The following is a 20,637-nucleotide window of genomic DNA, read 5'->3' as shown; positions in this document are numbered from 1 at the left end:
GCTAATTAAGTAAATTTCTTTCAATTCAAAAAATTTTCATAAAAGGGTTATTTATGATGATTGATAAACAGTAAGTTATGTGGTTTGACGTAGCGATGAAGTGGTGATGTATGCACGTGACGTAATTAAGAAGTATTCAAAAAATAGTGCTTGATTTTGCCATATTCTAAATTTGGTATCGATGAAACTACTTAGAAAACGTTGTAGCTGCTTGTAAAATTGTCAATATGACAATGTATTGCTGCGTATTTCTGAATATTTCATCAGAACTATAAGCTAACTAAATATTAATCATTTATGAGAATAGCAAAATTTATGTTGTTATGCTTTTTATGCGTAACATCTTTCGCATTTGCTCAGGAAAAGACAATTACCGGACAGGTATTGGACGACAATGAGATTCCTTTGCCCGGAGCAAATGTGGTGGTTAAAAATTCTACTACCAGGGCAACAGTGACCGATTTTGACGGAAACTTTACGATTCAGGTGAATCCTGAAGATGTTTTGGTGTTCAGTTATGTGGGTTACCTCTCTAAAGAGATCACCGTGGGTGCTCAAACAAACATGGTGGTATCACTTGAGTTAGACACTCAGGCTCTTGACGAGGTTGTGGTCGTTGGGTATGGAACACAAAAGAAAAGTGTTGTTACCGGTGCGATCTCAAGCGTAAAGGCTGAAGATCTGGAGAATCTTCCGATTACCAGAGTGGAACAATCCATTCAGGGACGTACTTCCGGTGTGACCATTTCGGCTAATTCCGGACAACCGGGATCTTCTTCGACGATCCGTATTCGTGGTATTACCAGTTTGAACAATAACGAACCACTGTGGGTGGTTGATGGTGTTGTGGTTGATGCAGGAGGGATCGGTTATCTCAATCAGGCCGATATCGAGTCTATCGAAGTATTAAAGGATGCGGCTTCACAAGCGATTTATGGTGCGAGAGCGGCAACCGGGGTTATCCTGATCACTACTAAAAAAGGTAAGAGCGGTAAAATGACCGTAAATTATAACGGTTATGCCGGGATGTCTTCACCAGCTCGAGAACTTGATCTCTTAAACGGTGAACAATATGCAACACTGATGAATGAAGCTTCTGTGGCTGCAGGCGGCAACCTTCTTTTTGATGACCCTGCATCTTATGGTAAAGGGACTGACTGGCAGGATGTAATTTTCAATGATAGTGCTCAACGCATCGGTCAGGAGATAAGTCTTAGCGGTGGAAATGATGTTTCTACTTTCTATGCTTCTTTTGGACTGCAGGAACAGGAGGGTATTGTAATGTCTGATATCTCTCAGTACAGCAGAAAGAACATTCGATTGAACTCAACTCATAAGATTAGTAAGTCGATCACCTTTGGTCAGACAGCTGGTTATTCCAGAGAGAAAGTTATCGGAATCGGAAATACGAATAGTGAGTTCGGAGGGCCGCTGGCATCAGCTATCAACCTGGATCCGCTTACCCCGATCGTCATCACTGATCCTGCAAAGGCAGGACAGGCTCCTTATACGCAGCCTGGAATCTGGAGAGACGCCAATGGTAATCCATATGCGATCTCAGAATATGTAGGTCAGGAAATGACAAACCCTCTTGCTTATCAGGAGACTCGCCGTGGTAATTACAGCTGGTCTGATAATTTTGTTGGAAACGCCTATGTAGAAATAGAGTTTATCGAAGGCTTAAAAGCAAGAAGTACCCTCGGTGGTAAACTAGCTTACTGGGGAGATGAATATTTTAATCCGGTTTCTTATTTGAATGCCTTTAATATTCGCCCTTTGAACAACATCGGACGCAGTACCAACCAAGGTTTTGGATGGAACCTCGAGAACACTATTACGTATGCAAAACAATTTGGCAAGCATGATCTGAGTGTACTTGTAGGTCAGGGGGTGTATGTCGACAATATCACCAAAGGAAGTAGTGTGGTTTATACCGATATTCCGGTGGATAGCTGGGAGGATGCATCTTTTAATTTCGATGTGCCAACAGATCAGATCAATGCATCGGCTTATGAGAATCAGGAGCACCGTGTGACTTCATTGTTCTCCAGAATTAATTATAACTATGATGAGCGATATATCTTCACCGGGATCATTCGACGTGATGGATCTTCACGCTTTGGTTCCAATAATAAATACGGTTATTTTCCTTCCTTCTCTTTAGGATGGGTCTTGACGAATGAGTCTTTCTGGAATGAAAGTGAGATCGTCAATCAGTTTAAGATTCGTGGTGGTTACGGGGTAACTGGTAGTGATGCTATCGGTGATTTCAGATACCTGTCTACGATAGGTGGTGGGCGTAACTATACGATCGGGACCTCGGGATCGGTAACCATCGGGAATAGCCCGAACGCTCCATCGAATCCTGATCTTAAATGGGAAGAAACCAGTCAGGCGAACATCGGGTTCGATGCGAGATTTTTCCAGCGATTCAGTATGGTACTGGATCTTTATAATAAGAAAACTACCGGGATCTTACGTGATGTGCGTATTCCGGGATATGTTGGTGCTACAGGAAACCCGGTTGGAAACGTTGCGGATATGGTGAATAAAGGAGTTGATTTCGAACTTGGCTATAACAATACTTTCGGCGATTTCGACCTTTCTGTTAACGGAAATGTTTCGTATCTGGAAAATGAGATTACCTATCTGGGTGATAATATCGAGTACCTGTCGGGAGGAGAAACCTTCCAGTCAAGTACCTATCCGATCACCCGTACCCAGGTGGGCGAGCCTTATGGATCTTTCTATGGATTTAAAACGAACGGAATTTTCCAGACTCAAGAGGAGATTAATAATTATGTAGGTCCTGACGGGTCTCCGATACAACCGAATGCCGTGCCCGGAGATTTCAAATGGGTAGATACGGATGGTGACGGACAGATCACTTCCGATGATCGTGATTTTATCGGTAGTTCGATTCCGAAGTTCACCTATGGTTTTACTATCAACATGAACTATAAGAACTTTGATTTTATGATTTTTGCTCAGGGAGCAGCCGGAAATAAGATCTTCCAGGGACTAAGACGTCTGGATATTCAGTATGCGAATTTTCAGACTACAGCCATGGGAAGATGGACCGGAGCTGGAACTTCAAATGACTTCCCGAGATTGACCCTGAATGATACGAACCTTAACTTCAGCAATCCTTCCGATTTTTATCTGGAAGATGGAGATTACCTGAGATTTAAGACCATCCAGTTGGGATATACCATTCCTGCAGATGCGATCAGTAAGGTAGGTTTACATAAGGTGCGCCTCTATGTTACCGGAGAGAACCTGCTGACTTTTACGAAATACACAGGTTTCGATCCTGAGATCGGTGGAGGAGTACTCGGAATTGATCGTGGCTTCTATCCTCAGGCTAAGACAGGAATGCTGGGAATCAATGTTCAATTTTAAAAGCTAACATGATGAATTTAAAATATATTAAATACACACTGGTTGGACTTACTGCAACGATGACCATGAATTCCTGCAGTAAGGATTTTCTGGAGGTCGACCCTAAGGGGACTTTTCTGGAAGCAAACTATTATCAGAATGAGGAGCAGGTATACTCCGGACTCGTTTCGGTTTACGATGTAGTCGCCAAACAGTCACGCGGATTCGAAAATATGGTGACCATGATGAACGCGGGTTCCGATGATCACTATGCCGGAGGTGGTGGTGCTACCGATGGTGCGGGGATTCAATCATTCTCGAACTACACCATTAGTGAATCTACGCTGCCGTTAAGTTTCTGGAGTGATTATTACCAGGGAATCTTCAGGGCGAACACTCTTCTTGCAAAATTGCCGGAAGCGCCTATGGATGAATCAAAAAAACCAAGAATTGCTGCAGAAGCGAAGGCATTACGGGGTTATTTCTATTTCGAACTCGTACGTTTGTTTAGAAATATTCCCCTCATCACAGAGCCGTTACCCGCTTCTGAGATCTATAATGTTACTCAGGCAGAGCCTTCACAGGTTTGGGCTCAGATCGAAGCCGACCTTAAAGAAGCATTGCCAAATCTGCCACTTCAACTGGAGAATCTGGATGAGGAAGCCGGTAGATTCACACAGGGAACGGTAATGGCTATCCTTGGGAAAGTTTACCTTACTCAAGGTAAGAATTCGGATGCTGCAGCAGCTTTTGCAGAGGTAAACGGTACTCCCGGTGGAACCAGTAAGTATGGTTATAAACTGCTGGATGACTACAATGACCTTTGGGTGATCAGTAATAAATTCAACAGTGAGTCTATCCTCGAGGTGAACCATACCGATCAGAGTAATGCTGACTGGGGATTCTGGGGATCAGGTGCTGATGAAGGAAATACTATCAATATCATGGTTGGACCGAGAAATTACTCGAGCAGTAATACGGCAATGGCACCGGATTATGTTTCCGGATGGAGCTTTAGCGTTATTACTCAGGAGTTGTATGACCTGCTGAAAAGCGATCCTCGATTTGATGCTACTATTTTTGATATGAAGGCGATGGCAGATGCAGGCTATGCTAGCTACGCACCTGGTTATCAGGATACAGGATATTTTCTGAAGAAGTTCATGCCACTTAATTCGGATACTTCAACCGGAGGCGGGGCGGCAGCTTTGAACTACAAACAAAATGTGTATACCATTCGATTGGCAGACACCTATCTGCTGGAGGCGGAAGCCCTTGGAGGTAGCGGAGCCAGGGCTCAGGCCTTGTTGGATGCGGTACGAGCCAGGGTAGGATTACCATCGGTGACGGTTACCATGGACGCGGTTATGCTCGAAAGAAGAAAAGAACTGGCCGGTGAAGGACATCGTTGGTTCGACCTTGTAAGAACAGGGCGAGCTGCAGCTGAACTTGCCGATCGTGGTTTTACAGCTGGTAAGAATGAGATCTTCCCAATTCCGCTACAGGAACTGGAAAACACACAACTTGTTCAAAATCCTAACTACTAAAAACAGAGACCAATGAGAATGATAAACACATATAAACACTGGGCTTTTTTCCTGCTGACGGCAGCAGGAATAGGCCTGGCGACGAGTTGTTCGCCTGAAGATCCCAATGACGGGAACGGACTCTCAGATCCGAATGCGGATGCGTCCTTTACGATTACTCCGGTCGATGGAGAATTCAATCATTATCTGTTAAAGTCAGGAACAGAAAATGTAGTCACTTCCAATTGGAAGGTGGGTTCCAGAGTGATTAAAAATAAATTTGAATATGAAATATTCCTTCCGGATGCAGGGACCTATGAAGTGGTTCATGAAGCTATAGGAAGAGGTGGACTTTCAAATTCAGCATCTCAGGAATTGGTCGTTGATGAATCAGATCCGGTTGCAGGAAACCTTGTAAAAGGTGGAAGATTCGATTCGGAGGCTGACATTGCTGAATGGACGATCCTGGAGATCAGTGCCAGTGGTGCTGAATGGGTGTTCAGTGATGGTTCTGCAACTATCCACTCCAACGGTGGTTGGGCTCAGCAAGGGCTTTACCAGGCAATCGAGGTGGAAGGAGGAAGAACCTATACCATCGATATGGCAGTAAGAAGCAGTGGAAGTTTTGATGAGACCTGGTTCGAAGTCTATGCAGGAACCACACCACCGGTGAACGGAACTGAATACGCCGACACTAAGATCATGGGATTAAGCACCTGGGATGGTTGTGCACTGACTCCTTTTGAAGGTTCGCTTTCTGAAGTAGGATGTGTAAAGAATTCTCAAACCGATAGTGTTACAAATACTTTTACTCCTGAAGCATCAGGTACGATTTATCTGGTGATTCGTTGTGGTGGAAATACCTTCTCTCCAGAAGGGATCACCATCGATGACGTAGAACTCAGAGGAAGTTGATTATATGTTAGCTAGTTTTTAAAGCCCGTCCGACTTAAAGGGCGGGCTTTACATTATTTTAACCCCTGCAAGGGGAAATTCATTCCAATTGAAATTAAAAATGAAGATATACCAGATTGTTCTCAGCACTGTGATTATTGCGCTAAGCCTGGGATGTTCCTCCTCAACTCCGGATGATGATCCGGTGCCGGTAGATCCACCTGCACCACCCGTACTTGAAAATGAAGTGGATTTTTACCTGACCAAAGAAAACGGGAGTGTTAAATTCATGAAGCAGGATGATATTCTTGCATTTGGAACCACACCCAATATCAATCCGGATATCGAGATCAATGCGAATTCCGAATACCAGGAAGTGGATGGTTTTGGATATACATTGACCGGAGGTAGTGCAAAGGTACTATTGTCGCTTCCCGAAGCGGAACGCAAAGTATTGCTCGAAGAACTTTTTGGAATGGATAATGGCGCTATCGGTGTCAGTTATCTTAGAATCAGTATCGGGGCATCCGATCTGAATGACGTCCCGTTTACCTATAATGATATGCCCGAAGGGCAAACCGATCCGGATCTTGAGGATTTCAGTCTTGAGCCGGATACAGAAACTGTGATTCCGGTTTTAAAGGAAATTCTTGAAATCAATCCTGATCTTCATATTCTGGGTTCTCCCTGGAGTGCGCCGGTTTGGATGAAAGACAATAATAGTTTTATTGGAGGCAGTTTACAGGAGGTTTATTTCGGGGTCTATGCTTCCTATTTTGTAAAATATATACAGTCGATGGCAGAACAGGGTATTACCGTTGAAGCAGTCACGGTTCAGAATGAACCACTCCATGATGGAAATAATCCCAGTATGTATATGACGGCGGCTGAGCAGGCAACTTTTGTTGGTACCCATCTTGGGCCTGCTTTTGAGGCAGCTGGTCTCCAGACTAAGATCATCGTCTGGGATCATAACTGTGATAATTACTCCTATCCGATCGAAGTGCTCTCCGATCCTGAAGCCAATGCTTATATAGACGGATCGGCATTTCATCTTTATGCTGGAGATATCTCAGCATTGAGTACCGTGCATAATGCATTTCCGGATAAACATTTGTATTTTACAGAACAATATACTCCCTCAGATGGTGATTTTGGTGGCGATCTAAAATGGCATTTAAAAAATATCATCATTGGGTCTATGCGAAACTGGAGTAGAAATGCACTGGAATGGAATCTCGCAAGTAATGCAGGTTTTGGTCCTCATACCGAAGGAGGGTGTACGGTTTGTAAAGGCGCCTTGACAATTGATGGTGCTGGTAATATAACCCGCAACGTTAGTTATTATATCATTGCCCATGCATCCGCTTTTGTGCCTTCCGGTTCCATCAGGATCGCATCCAATATACCGGGAGATCTTTCCAATGTTGCCTTTAAAACACCTGAAGGTAAGACCGTACTTGTCGTCCTCAACAATGGGACAATTGGAAAAAAGTTTAATGTAAAGATGAAAGGTAAGTGGTTCACTACTGCGCTCGATGCAGGTAGTGTTGGTACTTACGTTTGGGAATAGATCTATGCCATTAAAATCAGATATTATGAAAAAAATACTTTTAACCGGAATGATCATGATCCTATCCATTTCGCTGGGAAATGCACAAGGTTTTCTCAGAACAAATGGAGAAAAAATCGTCAATTCATCCGGGGAAAATATAGTTTTAAGAGGAATCGGACTTGGAGGTCATATGCTTCAGGAAGGTTATATGCTCCGGGTGCCATTTTCAGGTCAGCAATATATTTACCGGGATAGCCTGATCAGTCTCGTAGGGACAGAGAAGACCAAAGAATTCTATAAAGCCTGGTTAGCTAATCATACCCGGAAGATCGATGTTGATTCCTTAAAGAAGTGGGGATTCAATTCTATCAGGTTACCCATGCATTACAATCTGTTCACTCCACCCGTGGAAAAGGAACCCGTAAAGGGAGAGAATACATGGTTTGAAACTGGTTTCCTTATGACCGACGAATTATTGAAATGGTGTGCCGAAAACGAAATGTACCTGATCCTGGATATGCATGCAACCCCTGGCGGACAAGGGCATGACCTCAATATTTCAGACAGGGATCCTTCGAAGCCTTCATTATGGGAAAGCAAAGAAAATCAGCAGAAACTTATTGCGCTTTGGCAGAAGTTGGCAAAGCGATATAGCACGGAACCCTGGATCGGTGCTTATGATATTATCAATGAACCGAATTGGGCATTCACTGATGATGGTACCCTCGAAGGGGTACTTAAGAATGGGGTCGCAGAAAAAGATAATACACCGCTTAGAAAATTAATGATGGAGATTACGGAAGCGATCCGTAAAGAGGATAAAACTCACATCGTCATTATTGAAGGAAATGGCTGGGGAAATAATTATGCCGGAGTCATGCCGCCTTGGGATGATAATATGGTGATCAGTTTCCATAAGTACTGGAATTATAATGATGAAGGATCCATAGAGGCGGTACTGGATATGCGAAAAAAATATAATACACCGATATGGCTCGGAGAATCGGGAGAAAATTCTAATGTCTGGTTTCAACAGGCAATAACCCTTATGGAAACCAATAATATCGGTTGGTGTTGGTGGCCCCTTAAAAAATTGGGTTCAAATAATCCTTTGGAAGTAAAAGTAAATCCCGGATATGAGAATATCCTGGAATACTGGCGTGGGAATGTCTCAAAACCAGATCCGGAAGTTGCCTTTTCGGCGATCATGCAACTGGCTGAAAATACAAGATTCGAGAATAATATCATTCATTATGATGTGATCGATGCAATGATTCGTCAACCGCATACTACAGAAACCCGTCCTTTCAAAAAGCATGTATTAGCCAATTCACTGGTAATTGCTGCGGTTGATTACGACCTTGGAAGAATGGGGGAGGCTTATTTCGATACGGATGCGGCCAACTATCATGTTTCTACCGGTAAAGATAGAACTCAATGGAATAATGGAAGAGCCTACCGAAACGATGGTGTAGATATCTATGCGGATTCCGATGGTTATTACACAGCGGATATCGTAACAGGTGAGTGGCTGCAATATACTGTGGAAGTAAAGGAGGATGGAATGTATGCATTGGCTGCATTACTTCAGACCGCTGAGAAGACAAACCTCAGGATCACGGCAGCCGATCAGTCGGTTTCGGCGACTGTACCGGATACTTTCGGACAATGGAAAAACCTTGATCTGGGAACTCTGGAATTAAAGAAAGGGTTGCTGCCACTACGAATCTATTTTGATAATGGGAACAGTAAATTAAAAGAAATAACGCTGAAAAGACCTTAAGAGAAGAAGATGATCAGAACTATTCATGTTATTGCCGGATTTTTGGCAATATTGTTAACGGGGTGTGTTGAAGAGAAGGAAAGTACCGCAGCTTACTGGCTGACCACCCTTGATAAAAATTCATTACTTATTCCCCACAAGATCACAGCGTCTTCAGAAGGACCATCGGAAAATGCCGCAGAGATCAGAATTGACAGTAGTATGACCTTCCAGGAAATGGATGGTTTCGGTTATACACTTACCGGAGGAAGCGCGCTACATTTGGCTAAGATGAGTAAGGACGCACGAAGCTGGATCCTCAATGAACTGTTTGACACCGATGGAAAAGGTATTGGTGTCAGTTATCTGCGATTGAGTATTGGAGCGTCGGATCTTGATGAAAAAACCTGGTCATATAACGATCTTGCTACAGGGGAGGCCGATCCGGAATTAGAACGATTCAGTATGTCATATGACACATTATACCTGATACCGGTACTGAAGGAAATTTTAAAGATCAATCCTGACATAAAGATCCTTGGATCTCCATGGTCTGCTCCGGTATGGATGAAGGATAACGGAGATACTCGTGGGGGAAGTCTGAAAAAGGAAGCTTATGCGGTTTATGCAAAATATTTCGTGAAATATATCCAGGGCATGGCGGAAGCGGGGATCATCATCGATGCTGTTACCATTCAGAATGAACCCTTACATCCCGGAAATAATCCGAGTATGTATATGACTGCAACCGATCAGGCTGATTTCATCAAAGGTTATCTTGGACCTGAATTTGAAAAAAACGGGATCAATACCAAGATCATCGTCTATGATCACAATTGTGATAAACCTGAATATCCGATGACTATTCTTGCCGATTCTGCTGCATCAAAATTCGTGGATGGTTCAGCTTTTCATTTATACGGCGGGGAAATATCAGCCCTAAGCAAGGTTCATGAGGCATATCCGGACAAAAATCTTTACTTTACAGAGCAATGGGTAGGTGCACCCGGAGATTTTGCCAAGGAAATGGCCTGGCATACTGAGAACCTTATTATCGGCGCTCCAAAAAACTGGGCGAGAACTGTATTGGAATGGAATCTTGCGGCCGACGAACACCAGGAGCCGCATACGGACAGGGGGGGATGTGACCGCTGTTTAGGCGCTATTACGATCACTGGAGATGAGGTTGTCCGAAATCCGGCTTATTATATCATCGGACATGCTTCAAAGTTTGTCAGACCCGGATCTGTTAGGATAGGTTCGAACGATGATAAAGGGGTGATCGATGTTGCTTATCGCACTCCTGGAGGAAAGATCGTGGTTATTTTACAGAACACTAATACGGCTGATACGGACGTATCGGTGCATATAAATAATGAAAACTATCAACTAAACCTCGTTGCCGGAGCAGTGGCAACGCTTATTATCTAAATTTTTAAAAATGAAACATTACGCGAAATTTCTGGCTGTAGTGATGGTCATGTTTTCTTTGAAAACGTTGACGGCACAGGAAACAAAGCCGATGAGTAAGGCGGAAATAGCCGCTAAGGCGGAGGAGATCCTCTCAAAGATGACCATGGAGGAGAAAGTGGGGCAAATGACGCAGGTGACACTGGATGTTATCGGAAAAGGCGATAACCGCTATTCCAGTTTTGAGCCATTTTCGCTGGATCCTGCCCTGTTGAAAAAGGCGATCAGTGAATACCATGTGGGTTCCTTCCTGAATACTGCCAATAACCGTGCCTTTCCAAGGCAAAAATGGTTCGATGTCATCAATGAGATCGCGGAGGTAAATACGAAAGAAAGCCGGTTGAATATTCCGATCATATATGGTGTCGATATGATCCACGGAGCTACCTATACCGCCGACGCTACCATGTTTCCACAACAGATCGCCCAGGCGGCTGCAAGGAATCCAGAAATGGTGAAACGCGGTGCGGAAATTACAGCCTATGAAACCCGAGCCAGTGGTATTTCTTGGAACTTTTCCCCCGTTCTTGACCTTGGAATCGACCCTCGTTTTTCAAGAATGTGGGAATCTTTTGGTGAAGACCCTTATCTTGCTTCGGTACTTGGCGTAGCCATGATCGATGGTTATGAAGGTGAAGATAATAATATCGCTGATCCGAATCACCTTGCTTCCTGTATGAAGCATTTTCTGGGCTATCATGCAGTTACTTCCGGGAAAGACAGAACACCTTCCTATATTCCTGAAGATGTATTGCGTGAGTATCATCTCCCTTCCTTCAAAGCAGCGATTGAAGCGGGATCTCATACCATTATGATCAATTCAGGTATTATCAACGGTATTCCTGTGCACGCGAATTATAACCTACTGACGAAACTGCTTAAGGAGGAACTGGGTTTTGAAGGACTCGTAGTTACAGACTGGGCAGATATCGAAAATCTTCATCGCCGTGACCGTGTGGCTGAAAGCGATAAGGAAGCTATTAAAATGGCGATCAATGCAGGTATCGATATGTCGATGGTACCTTACCAGTACGAAGTCTTTGTCGATAATCTGAAGGAATTAGTGACGGAGGGAAGCGTATCTGAATCTCGAATCGATGATGCTGTGCGACGAATCTTAAAAGTTAAGATCGCATTAGGGCTATTTGAAGTGCCGGTGACGAATTATAAGAATTACCCGGAATTTGGAAGCAAAGCCTTTGAAAAAGCTTCATATGATATGGCCGCTGAAGCGATCACCTTATTGAAGAATGAAAATGATATTTTGCCTTTAAAGAAAGGGGTAAAGGTTTTAGTGACTGGTCCGAATGCTAATTCCATGCGTACGTTAAACGGGGCCTGGACCTATTCCTGGCAGGGAGAGAAGACTCCGGAATTTGCGGAGCGCTATAATACCATTCTTGAAGCCGTTCAGAAAAAAATCGGAAAATCGGATGTGACCTATGTTCCAGGAGTGAGCTATGTTGATGGCGGGCAGTATTATGAACAAAAGGAAGACCGTATGGATGCGGCGGTTAAGGCTGCTGAGAAATCGGATATAGTGATCCTGTGTCTGGGGGAGAATACCTATACGGAGAAGCCGGGTGATCTCAATGATTTGTACATTAATGATCTGCAGACAGAACTCGCTTTGAAGATCGCTGCAACTGGTAAGCCGGTAGTTCTTGTACTGAATGAAGGCCGTCCAAGAGTGATCAGTAAGTTCGAACGTGAAATGGATGCGATCGTTCAGGCATATTTGCCCGGTAACTTTGGAGGAGATGCAATCGTGGATATTCTTTATGGGGACGTGAATCCTTCCGGTAAATTACCCTATACTTATCCAAGATATCCAAACGCGACCATTCCTTATATCCATAAACCTTCCGAAGAACAGAAAAAGGCTGAAGGAGTTTATAACTATGAAGCAGATTTCAACCCACAATTCCCGTTTGGGTTCGGATTGAGTTATACGACCTTTGAATACAGTGATCTGAAGATTGATAAATCTCAGGTTGGCGGTGATGGGAGTATCTCCGTGAGTGTTTCGGTAAAGAATACCGGAAAAATGGCAGGGAAGGAAGTTGTTGAACTTTATACTTCAGACCTGTATGCATCTCAAATTACTCCGGATGTAAAGCGTTTGAGAAGGTTTGAAAAGGTGTCTCTGTCACCGGGAGAGCAAAGAACCGTTACGTTCGACCTCAAAGTATCAGATCTGGCCTATATCGGAAGGGATAATAAATCTGTTGTGGAGGCTGGGGATTTTGAGATCATGATTAAGGATCTTAAACAAACATTAACCGTTGTTGATTAATTACATATATACCTAACGGTTGTACCAATAATGTTAAGTAGTTACCAGGGCTGTGGGAATTTATTCCTGCAGCCCTTTTTTTGTAGGGTAGTATTACTTTCTAAGCCTTTTTTCAGAAAAGTGCATATATGTGTTAAGATTCTTCGTACAAAGCATTGATTTATTCGATGTAATTCATTTTTTATCAGTTTAACAAGATATAGGTGAATAATAATTAGTGGTCAGTTTTTCTAACTTTGTAAGATCATTATGAAAATTTTTACCACAGCGTTGATATATGAGCAGAAGGAAATTCGTCCAGGTATGTGAAAACACCATGTTACGTAACCTCGAGCGCGATTGCCTGAATAATCCTATTATGGGTACAGCCCTCGAGAAGGAAATGAAGCTAACCAGTCTGAAAAAGTCTTTTGAGTGTTGTCGGATGATCCTGCAGGAACTCAATGATCTTGAAGATTATAAGATCATACTTTCCATGGAGGAGATTGAAACGATCATAAAGATCGCATTCGAAAACCTAAAGGATTCTCTTATAGAATCTTATTGAACAGACCTTTGTTTTAGCCTTATCAATTTCCTTTGCTTTCATTTTGTCTTATTTTTCGTTCAACTACGATTTAATTCGTTTTTAACACAATTTTATTAGGAAATTATCCTCTAATTTTATCCATCACTAATTCTAAGTGGTTTACTATCAACTTCAATTGGATATAAGGTATGGGGCACCGGATCATCATAATTGCAGTATTGTTGCTTTCTTTCAGTATGAGAAGTCAGCAGCCATACCCTTCCCGCGACAGAGCGGAAAAAAAGTTCGACGACTATCATTTTATTAAAGCCGGGGTTCTCTATGAGAAACGTATTCTCGAGGGGGAGGCTATTCCGGAAGATTATATGAAACTTGCCGATTCCTATTATTTCAGAGCAGAATTTATTACTGCGATGCACTGGTACGAAGATCTTTTTGGCCTTGGAACTGAACTGCCTGCGGAGTATTATTACCGGTATGCACAAACGCTGAAATCAGCCGGTGACTATATCAGGTCCGATAGTCTGATGCTTCGTTTTCAACAAGAAGTGGATATAGATAGACGTAGTTATAATTTTCATAAGGAAAGTGATTATCTCAGAGGTATCCTTCATCAGTCCGGACGCTATGAAGTTTGTAACCTAGCGATCAATTCGCGTTTTTCCGATTTCGCTCCGGTAATTTCCGGTGAGAATTTACTGTTCGCTTCAGCAAGGGATACCGGAGTATACAGGGGCGTTGTAGATCACTGGAATGATGAGCCATTTCTCGATATTTATACCATTTCGAATTCGCTTATTGATGTTTCTCATCATAGGTATACGAAATTACCAGGAGGTGTGAATACGGAACTTCATGAATCGACTATGGCAGTCAGTACAGATGGAAAGCAATTGTATTTTACTCGTAATAATTTCTTAAAAGGTAAGCAGGTTACAGATAGTCTTGGATATACCAAGTTGAGAATACTACGTTCGCATTTAGATCCTAAAGGGAATTGGACCAGACCTGAAGATCTGTCTATTAATGATGATGGTTTTTCAAATGCACATCCGAGTCTGAGTGAAGATGGAAAATATCTTTTCTTCGCCTCTGATCGACCTGGAGGATATGGCGAGTCGGATATCTGGTATGTATCCGTTCAGGAAAATGGTTCTTTTGGAGAGCCTGTCAATTTGGGGCCTGGCATCAATACGGAGGGAAAGGATACTTTTCCTTTTATCGCTCCGGATAATACACTTTATTTCGCTACAGACGGTAGACCGGGATTAGGAGGGCTCGATGTTTTTGCAGTTGGACTTGATGAGAACATGATTCCTGATCAAAAGATTTTTAATCTGGGTGTGCCCGTGAACAGTACCGGAGATGATTTTTGTTATTCGATCGATGAAAATAATGTTTCCGGGTATTTTGCATCCAACCGGGAAGGGGGAAAGGGGAGTGATGATATCTATTCCTTTATCCAAAAATCACCGCTCGATACAACTTGTCTTCAGACCTTCGTTTTAAATGTAGCTGCTATAGGTGATAGCTCGACAGTGCAACCGTTGGTACATATGAGGTTTCCGGATGATCAAAGTATTATGTTGCCATTCTACGCGGAAAATGGAATCTACAAATTCGATACGGAATGTGATCGTACTTACTTTGTGAAAGTTGCATTAGAAGGCTATGAAACGGTGGAAAAGTTGGTGGTAGGACAGGATTCTCTAAGCATTGTTATGAACAAGGAGGTGATTCGGGTACAGGCCGGAGAAGACTTGGCAGAAGCACTGTCGCTTGCACCTATATTCTTTGAAAATGACAGTTACAGCATCAATGAGAAATCTGCTGAGATTCTGGATGGTATTGCAGTAGTTATGGAGGCCTATCCGGATCTTAAAATTCAAATCGGTTCACATACCGACAGTAAGGGGAGTAGCCGTTATAATCTGATCTTGTCGGAGAAGCGCGCCACTGCTACCATGAATTATCTTCTTTCAAAAGGCATAGCTGTAAATCGGCTGGAAGCCAAAGGCTATGGTGAATCGAAGTTGCTGAATGATTGTGCCGATGATCAGCCCTGTTCTGAAATGGAGAATGCCGAAAACAGGCGTTCTGAGTTCCTGATTATTGATTGATGCATCCGTGAATCAGAAAAGCGATATTATAATTTTGGCCTTCGTTCTAGCGTTTCAGCATTTCAGGAGTCGCCACCGTTCGGAATCCCAAATGTTCCTGACTTGATTTCAATTCTGTTGCCATTCGGGCCGAGATGCGATAACTACTGCAATAGTCATCATTACAAAGGAAGGATCCCCCTTTGATCACTTTTTCCTGAACATAAGGATTGTTTGGGTTAAATGGCTTGGCGGCCCCAGAAGGATTATGCAAGGTTCCCTGATTAAGAGCTTCCTGGTAATAATTCGTGTTATACCAGTCTGATGTCCATTCCCAAACATTTCCGGCCATGTCGTAAAGTCCGTAACTATTGGGAGGGAAAGATTTAACAGGAGCTTTATTCTCATAACCATCAGTGGCGGAATTTGTATCAGGAAATCTTCCAGTCCAGGAATTAGCATGGGTTTCTAGTTCATTCCTTTCGTCTCCCCAGTTGTATTTTGAATTGGTAAAGCTCCCTCTGGAAGCAAATTCCCATTCTGCCTCTGTTGGCAAACGTCGACCTGCCCATTCGCAATAGGCCAATGCATCTTCATAAGCGATATGTACTACGGGATAATTCTCTTTCCCCTCTATTGAGCTATCCGGACCCTGAGGATGTTTCCAGTTTGTTCCGATCTTCCATTCCCACCATTGTGAGTAGTCGAAAAGATTCGGTACAGGACCTGGGGTTTTGTGGAAGAGCAGGGATCCGGGTTGTAATACTGAATCATGAGGTTTTGGAGTGCCTGGAGGTAGTTGTGTTTTTAATTCTTCCCAGTCAACCGGTCTTTCTGCTATGGTAACATAACCGGTGGCATCGATGAATTTTTTAAATTGTTCATTAGTCACTTCGGTCTTATCGATGAAGAAGCCATCCACACTAACCGGATGTGCAGGACGTTCGTGGTTAAGTGCCTGTTGGTCGCTATCAAGGGCTCCCTGAGTAAATACTCCACCGGGGATCCAAACCATGCCTTCCGGTACCTTAATGTTTTCTGGTATATCGGTGACCAGGGAAATATCCTGTTTAGTCGTTGGTTCTTTAGGTTTCTTTTCACCGTCGTTACAGCCGGTAAAGACTAGAACCCAAACACAGAGTAGTACAGGAAGGAATCGAGGGTCAGTATTGGTTTTTAAATGGCTGTATAAGATCATATATTAAGAGTTTTCAGCTTACGGAAGCTTTGTAAATACTATCGATGGCCCTACCCAGGGCTGCAGAGAATTCTTCATTCGTCTGACTTTTATGGAGGCCGTTGAGAAGGGCTCTGGAGAAGCTGGCGATCATGCCGTTGTTCTTGATGAGGAAATGGTTGGCGTCATCGAGTGAATATCCACCTGAAAGCGCAAAAACACGTAACACTCTTGGGTGATGAACCAGTTCAAGATATAAATTGTTTGTGGTTGGTATCGTGAGTTTCAGAATGATCACTTCATCCCCTTTTAATTTGTCCAGATATCTTTTTATAGCATCCTTTAACAGGTGTTCGATATCCTTTTTTTCCGGAGCATGAATATCCACTTCCGGTTCAAGAATTGGGATCAAACCGTGTGACAGGATTTGCCTGCCAACTTCGAATTGCTGACTGACGATATCTTCGATACCCCGGCTGTTCAGTTCGTAGATCACAGACCGCATCTTGGTTCCGAAGATACCAAGGGAAGCAGCTTCTTCAAGTCGCTCGTCAAGATCCGGCATTGGTTTCATAAGTTTAACTCCGTTGCGCTTTTCTTCAAGACCTTTGTCAACTTTAAGGAATGGAACTATATGTTTTTCCCAAAGGTAGGAGGGAGTAGGTACCCCCTCTACTTTGGATTTCATGGTTTTATCAAATAGGATGACCCCAAGAATCTTATCACTGGTGAATCGGGGGTCGGTCATTACTCTTGTTCGCATCTCATGAATCTTCTCGAACATTTCTGCTTCCGAGTGAAATTCATTTTCAGTGATTCCATAGGAAGCTAATGCTCCCGGGGTACTTCCGCCACTCTGGTCAAGGGCAGCGATGAATCCTGAATCTTCTTTGATACGCTGGTACTGGGCTTGGAACCGATCCATGTTTTTCTTTTAAAAATACGTATTAAGTACTGAAAAACAATACATTATCTATTTAAAATTCCCCGTACTTTATCGGATTTCTACTCTATACCCAAAAGGCTTGACTGAAAGAGTTTAAAGATACGTTTGTATTCATCTGTCCAGCTGCTCGGTTCTACAAATCCATGTCTTTCAACAGGGTAAACTGCCATTTCCCAATTTTCTTTACCGAGTTCGATCAATTTTTGTGAAAGGCGGACCATATCCTGAAAATGTACATTGTCATCGACCATCCCATGCAGTATCAACAAATCTCCTTCCAGTCCGTTAGCAAAATAGATGGGGGAGCTTTGTTTGTATGCGATCGGGTCGTTTACAGGTGTGTTCAGGATCCGGGATGTATAACCGTGGTTATAGGCTGCCCAGTCACCTACAGAACGAATGGCACCACCTGCTTTAAAGGTCTCAGGGTTTTTAAAGAGTGCCATAAGGGTGATAAAACCTCCATAGGAACCTCCATAGATACCGATCTTATCTGCATCCACTCCATGTTCTGAAACAAGAAATTCGGCACCATCTACCTGATCGCTTAGGTCTTTACCTCCCATATGACGATAGATTCCGGTTCTCCAATCTCTTCCATAACCTGCACTTCCCCGATAATCGATATCCAATACCGTGTATCCGTTATCGACGAGAATGTTGTGGAACATATATTCACGGAAATAACTGCTCCACCATTGGTGTGCATTTTGAAGGTATCCTGCACCATGTACAAAAATAACAGCTGCTTTATTCTTCTTGGAAGCTTCCGGCGTATAGAGTCTTGCATGAACAGAGGCGCCATCATCTGCTTTAAAGGTGATGAATTCAGGGGTTCTCCAGTCATAGGCTTCAAATGCCTTTGTCGTTGATTGTGTTACTGGAGTCATTTCAAACTTTCCTCCTTTAGCAGGATTATTTGAAATATATAGTTCGGTTGGTTTATTTGCGAAGGAATACATGATAGCCATCTTTTTCTCATCAGGAGAAAGGGTAACCGCATTATTCCCGGCTTCGGTGGTAAGTTGCATCATCTTTCCACCTTTAAGAGGCATCCTGTAAAAATGGCGAATTCCGGGAGTGTCAGGATTGGCAGTGAGATACCAGTATTTTTTGTCTTTACTGATGAACGGATCGTAGATCTCAAAGTCTCCGGAAGTAAGCGCAACCGCTTTTTTTGACGTAACCTCCATAGCATATAAGTGAGCATATCCCGTTTTTTCCGAGATATACCAAAACGATTTATCGTCCGGCATCCACCCCATGTCTCCCATGCCATAACCGCCGATTCCCGGCCCTGCGATCCATGCGGTATCATGTTGATGGTCGAGATTGGTTACAGTACCATCCTCTGGATTCAGCAATACGATCCAGCGATCTTTCCAGTCGTTACTAATGATATTCAACAATGCATACTTTCCGTCAGAACTCCATACGGGTCCGCCGATATTGCCTATTCGATTCTCGTTTTTATATTCTTTATCCGGGTAGTCTTTCGTGTATTCCGGTATATAATCAAGGCCTTCAAGATTGTCTAGTTTCACCGGATATGACTTTCGGTTTTTGATATCGTAAACGAACATTTCATATTCGGCAGGCTTATCTCCAACTTTAGATCGGGTGTTCTGATCTTCGGTATAACCGGATTCTGTTACGAAATGAGGTACGATAGTACCTTTGTTATCCGGCCGGTCTACGCTAAGATAGGTTACATAATCTCCGTCAGGACTTACCATTTGCCCGTAAACAGATTTTCCGTTGGTGTAAAGTGGAAGTGGGCGTTTCAGATCATCCTTATAGGCAAGACTGTCTCCTGCATCTCTTTTAGCTTTTCTTTCTTTTAAAACATCGAAAAGTTCCAGTTGATCCTGGTAAAGCCATTCATCCTTATCACTTCTTTTTACAGCTCTTTTGTTTCGATCGGTAAAATTTGTGAGCTGAGAAATCCTTCCGGAAGCGATATCCCAGGTATACAGATCATTTCCACTGACATAAGCGATAGCGGAATAGTTATTTGTAAAATGAGCGCTTCTTTCCCGATCGGTGGTATTGGTTACCTGAGTGATCTTACCTGTTTTCAGATCGGTTATAAAGATATCTCCATGTTTTTCGTACAAGGCTTTTGATCCCTCAGCGTTTGTAGTCATACGATCATTAGGGAGATTCCAGTCGGTTTCGAACCCAGCCTTATTAATTTTTTTTGATTTAACATCGTAGACATAGAGGGAATCGCTCCAGGCGTTATCCGGATTCCATTGGAAATATATGGAGTTTCCATCCAGAGACCACTGTGGTCTTGAGGGAAGATGGCCCACGAAGTCATCGCCATCCATAATCTGTTTTATGCTTAGGCTTGAAGTATTGGTGTCTTGTGCCTGAAGGCAAAATGTGAATAACATTAAAAAAAGAACTGAGGAAAGTTTTTTCATGTATTGTCAGGGTTGATTAATGAAAATGAATGAATTGCTAATATAGGAAATCGATAGACAATTTTACAAAATACACTTCTCTGAAAAAGAAGTACTATTCACCTATTCTGACTGTATGAGGAGGATAGGCATACTTTTGTTGAAAGTAAGTGATCGCGGATCCTTAAATACCATTCCCGAATCTGTTTCCTGAACCGGAGCAAATCCTTCGTATAAGGTATCACCATGGATTTCAAAGGCCATTTGGCGGCTGCTCATAACTCCTTCCGACTGAAAATGAAATGTGCCCAGCAGCAAGTTGTCGTTGAGCGAACCTTCGAAATGACCGAGATTTTTATCCTTACCATCCAGCGCATAGGTTACTGTACCACTGACCTTATCATTTTCCTGGTTTAAGACCATTTCGATCAGGTTATTGTTCAGGTCATAGCGGTAAATCCCACTTAGGTTGAGGGTGTTGGCTGCATTTTGACGGGTATCGGATTTACATCCGAAAATAAAAATGAAAAGTATAAAAAAGGAAATTGCTATCGATACCTGTTTCATAGTGAGCGTTTTGTGTACTGCAAGATA

Annotated in this window: 13 protein-coding genes; 9 read left to right on the top strand and 4 right to left on the bottom strand. The window is 42.9% G+C overall.

Going from position 1 to position 20,637, the window contains the following annotated elements:
* The first annotated feature begins 297 nt into the window (after positions 1–297).
* From DMZ48_RS08150 to DMZ48_RS08110, 9 genes are all read left to right on the top strand, one after another.
* The gene (locus DMZ48_RS08150; protein ID WP_143954627.1) at positions 298–3,402 is read left to right on the top strand and encodes a SusC/RagA family TonB-linked outer membrane protein; all 3,105 of its coding nucleotides are present in this window, start codon (positions 298–300) and stop codon (positions 3,400–3,402) included.
* Positions 3,403–3,410: 8 nt separating this feature from the next.
* Positions 3,411–4,928, top strand: coding sequence for a RagB/SusD family nutrient uptake outer membrane protein (locus DMZ48_RS08145; protein ID WP_338420298.1), 1,518 nt, complete (start codon positions 3,411–3,413; stop codon positions 4,926–4,928).
* 12 nt (positions 4,929–4,940) lie between these two features.
* Positions 4,941–5,822 carry a hypothetical protein gene (locus DMZ48_RS08140; protein WP_143954626.1) on the top strand — a complete coding sequence of 294 codons (882 nt, stop codon included), beginning with the start codon at positions 4,941–4,943 and terminating at the stop codon, positions 5,820–5,822.
* 100 nt (positions 5,823–5,922) lie between these two features.
* Positions 5,923–7,374, top strand: a complete 1,452-nt coding sequence (locus DMZ48_RS08135; protein ID WP_143954625.1) for a glycoside hydrolase family 30 protein — start codon at positions 5,923–5,925, stop codon at positions 7,372–7,374.
* A gap of 25 nt (positions 7,375–7,399) precedes the next feature.
* Positions 7,400–9,139 carry a cellulase family glycosylhydrolase gene (locus DMZ48_RS08130; protein ID WP_143954624.1) on the top strand — a complete coding sequence of 580 codons (1,740 nt, stop codon included), beginning with the start codon at positions 7,400–7,402 and terminating at the stop codon, positions 9,137–9,139.
* 9 nt (positions 9,140–9,148) lie between these two features.
* On the top strand, positions 9,149–10,549 hold the full coding sequence (locus tag DMZ48_RS08125) for a glycoside hydrolase family 30 protein (RefSeq protein ID WP_143954623.1): 1,401 nt from the start codon (positions 9,149–9,151) through the stop codon (positions 10,547–10,549).
* Positions 10,550–10,559: 10 nt separating this feature from the next.
* On the top strand, positions 10,560–12,884 hold the full coding sequence (locus DMZ48_RS08120) for a glycoside hydrolase family 3 N-terminal domain-containing protein (protein ID WP_143954622.1): 2,325 nt from the start codon (positions 10,560–10,562) through the stop codon (positions 12,882–12,884).
* Positions 12,885–13,161: 277 nt separating this feature from the next.
* Positions 13,162–13,431 carry a hypothetical protein gene (locus DMZ48_RS08115; RefSeq protein ID WP_143954621.1) on the top strand — a complete coding sequence of 90 codons (270 nt, stop codon included), beginning with the start codon at positions 13,162–13,164 and terminating at the stop codon, positions 13,429–13,431.
* 170 nt (positions 13,432–13,601) lie between these two features.
* Positions 13,602–15,533, top strand: coding sequence for an OmpA family protein (locus DMZ48_RS08110; protein WP_143954620.1), 1,932 nt, complete (start codon positions 13,602–13,604; stop codon positions 15,531–15,533).
* A gap of 46 nt (positions 15,534–15,579) precedes the next feature.
* On the opposite strand, the gene DMZ48_RS08105 is transcribed toward DMZ48_RS08110, so the two are convergent.
* The 4 genes from DMZ48_RS08105 to DMZ48_RS08090 all read right to left on the bottom strand — a co-directional run bounded on the left by DMZ48_RS08105 (position 15,580) and on the right by DMZ48_RS08090 (position 20,610).
* Positions 15,580–16,710, bottom strand: coding sequence for a formylglycine-generating enzyme family protein (locus tag DMZ48_RS08105; protein ID WP_143954619.1), 1,131 nt, complete (start codon positions 16,708–16,710; stop codon positions 15,580–15,582).
* 13 nt (positions 16,711–16,723) lie between these two features.
* Positions 16,724–17,614, bottom strand: coding sequence for a fructose bisphosphate aldolase (locus tag DMZ48_RS08100; protein ID WP_143954618.1), 891 nt, complete (start codon positions 17,612–17,614; stop codon positions 16,724–16,726).
* Between the two features lie 80 nt (positions 17,615–17,694).
* Complete coding sequence (locus DMZ48_RS08095; RefSeq protein WP_143954617.1) at positions 17,695–20,064, bottom strand: prolyl oligopeptidase family serine peptidase; 2,370 nt, start codon at positions 20,062–20,064, stop codon at positions 17,695–17,697.
* 102 nt (positions 20,065–20,166) lie between these two features.
* Positions 20,167–20,610 carry a hypothetical protein gene (locus tag DMZ48_RS08090; protein WP_143954616.1) on the bottom strand — a complete coding sequence of 148 codons (444 nt, stop codon included), beginning with the start codon at positions 20,608–20,610 and terminating at the stop codon, positions 20,167–20,169.
* Between the last annotated feature and the right edge of the window lie 27 nt (positions 20,611–20,637).

The organism is Robertkochia solimangrovi (assembly GCF_007279655.1).
In the GTDB taxonomy this organism is placed as follows: Bacteria; Bacteroidota; Bacteroidia; order Flavobacteriales; family Flavobacteriaceae; genus Robertkochia; species Robertkochia solimangrovi.
Note: the sequence above shows the minus strand (reverse complement) of the source record. Positions and strands in the feature narration are given on the sequence as shown.

Coding starts and splice junctions, on each gene's coding strand:
- DMZ48_RS08150 (WP_143954627.1), top strand. CDS start 298: ATGAGAATAGCAAAATTTATGTTGTTATGCTTTTTATGCGTAACATCT.
- DMZ48_RS08145 (WP_338420298.1), top strand. CDS start 3,411: ATGATGAATTTAAAATATATTAAATACACACTGGTTGGACTTACTGCA.
- DMZ48_RS08140 (WP_143954626.1), top strand. CDS start 4,941: ATGAGAATGATAAACACATATAAACACTGGGCTTTTTTCCTGCTGACG.
- DMZ48_RS08135 (WP_143954625.1), top strand. CDS start 5,923: ATGAAGATATACCAGATTGTTCTCAGCACTGTGATTATTGCGCTAAGC.
- DMZ48_RS08130 (WP_143954624.1), top strand. CDS start 7,400: ATGAAAAAAATACTTTTAACCGGAATGATCATGATCCTATCCATTTCG.
- DMZ48_RS08125 (WP_143954623.1), top strand. CDS start 9,149: ATGATCAGAACTATTCATGTTATTGCCGGATTTTTGGCAATATTGTTA.
- DMZ48_RS08120 (WP_143954622.1), top strand. CDS start 10,560: ATGAAACATTACGCGAAATTTCTGGCTGTAGTGATGGTCATGTTTTCT.
- DMZ48_RS08115 (WP_143954621.1), top strand. CDS start 13,162: ATGAGCAGAAGGAAATTCGTCCAGGTATGTGAAAACACCATGTTACGT.
- DMZ48_RS08110 (WP_143954620.1), top strand. CDS start 13,602: ATGGGGCACCGGATCATCATAATTGCAGTATTGTTGCTTTCTTTCAGT.
- DMZ48_RS08105 (WP_143954619.1), bottom strand. CDS start 16,710: ATGATCTTATACAGCCATTTAAAAACCAATACTGACCCTCGATTCCTT.
- DMZ48_RS08100 (WP_143954618.1), bottom strand. CDS start 17,614: ATGGATCGGTTCCAAGCCCAGTACCAGCGTATCAAAGAAGATTCAGGA.
- DMZ48_RS08095 (WP_143954617.1), bottom strand. CDS start 20,064: ATGAAAAAACTTTCCTCAGTTCTTTTTTTAATGTTATTCACATTTTGC.
- DMZ48_RS08090 (WP_143954616.1), bottom strand. CDS start 20,610: ATGAAACAGGTATCGATAGCAATTTCCTTTTTTATACTTTTCATTTTT.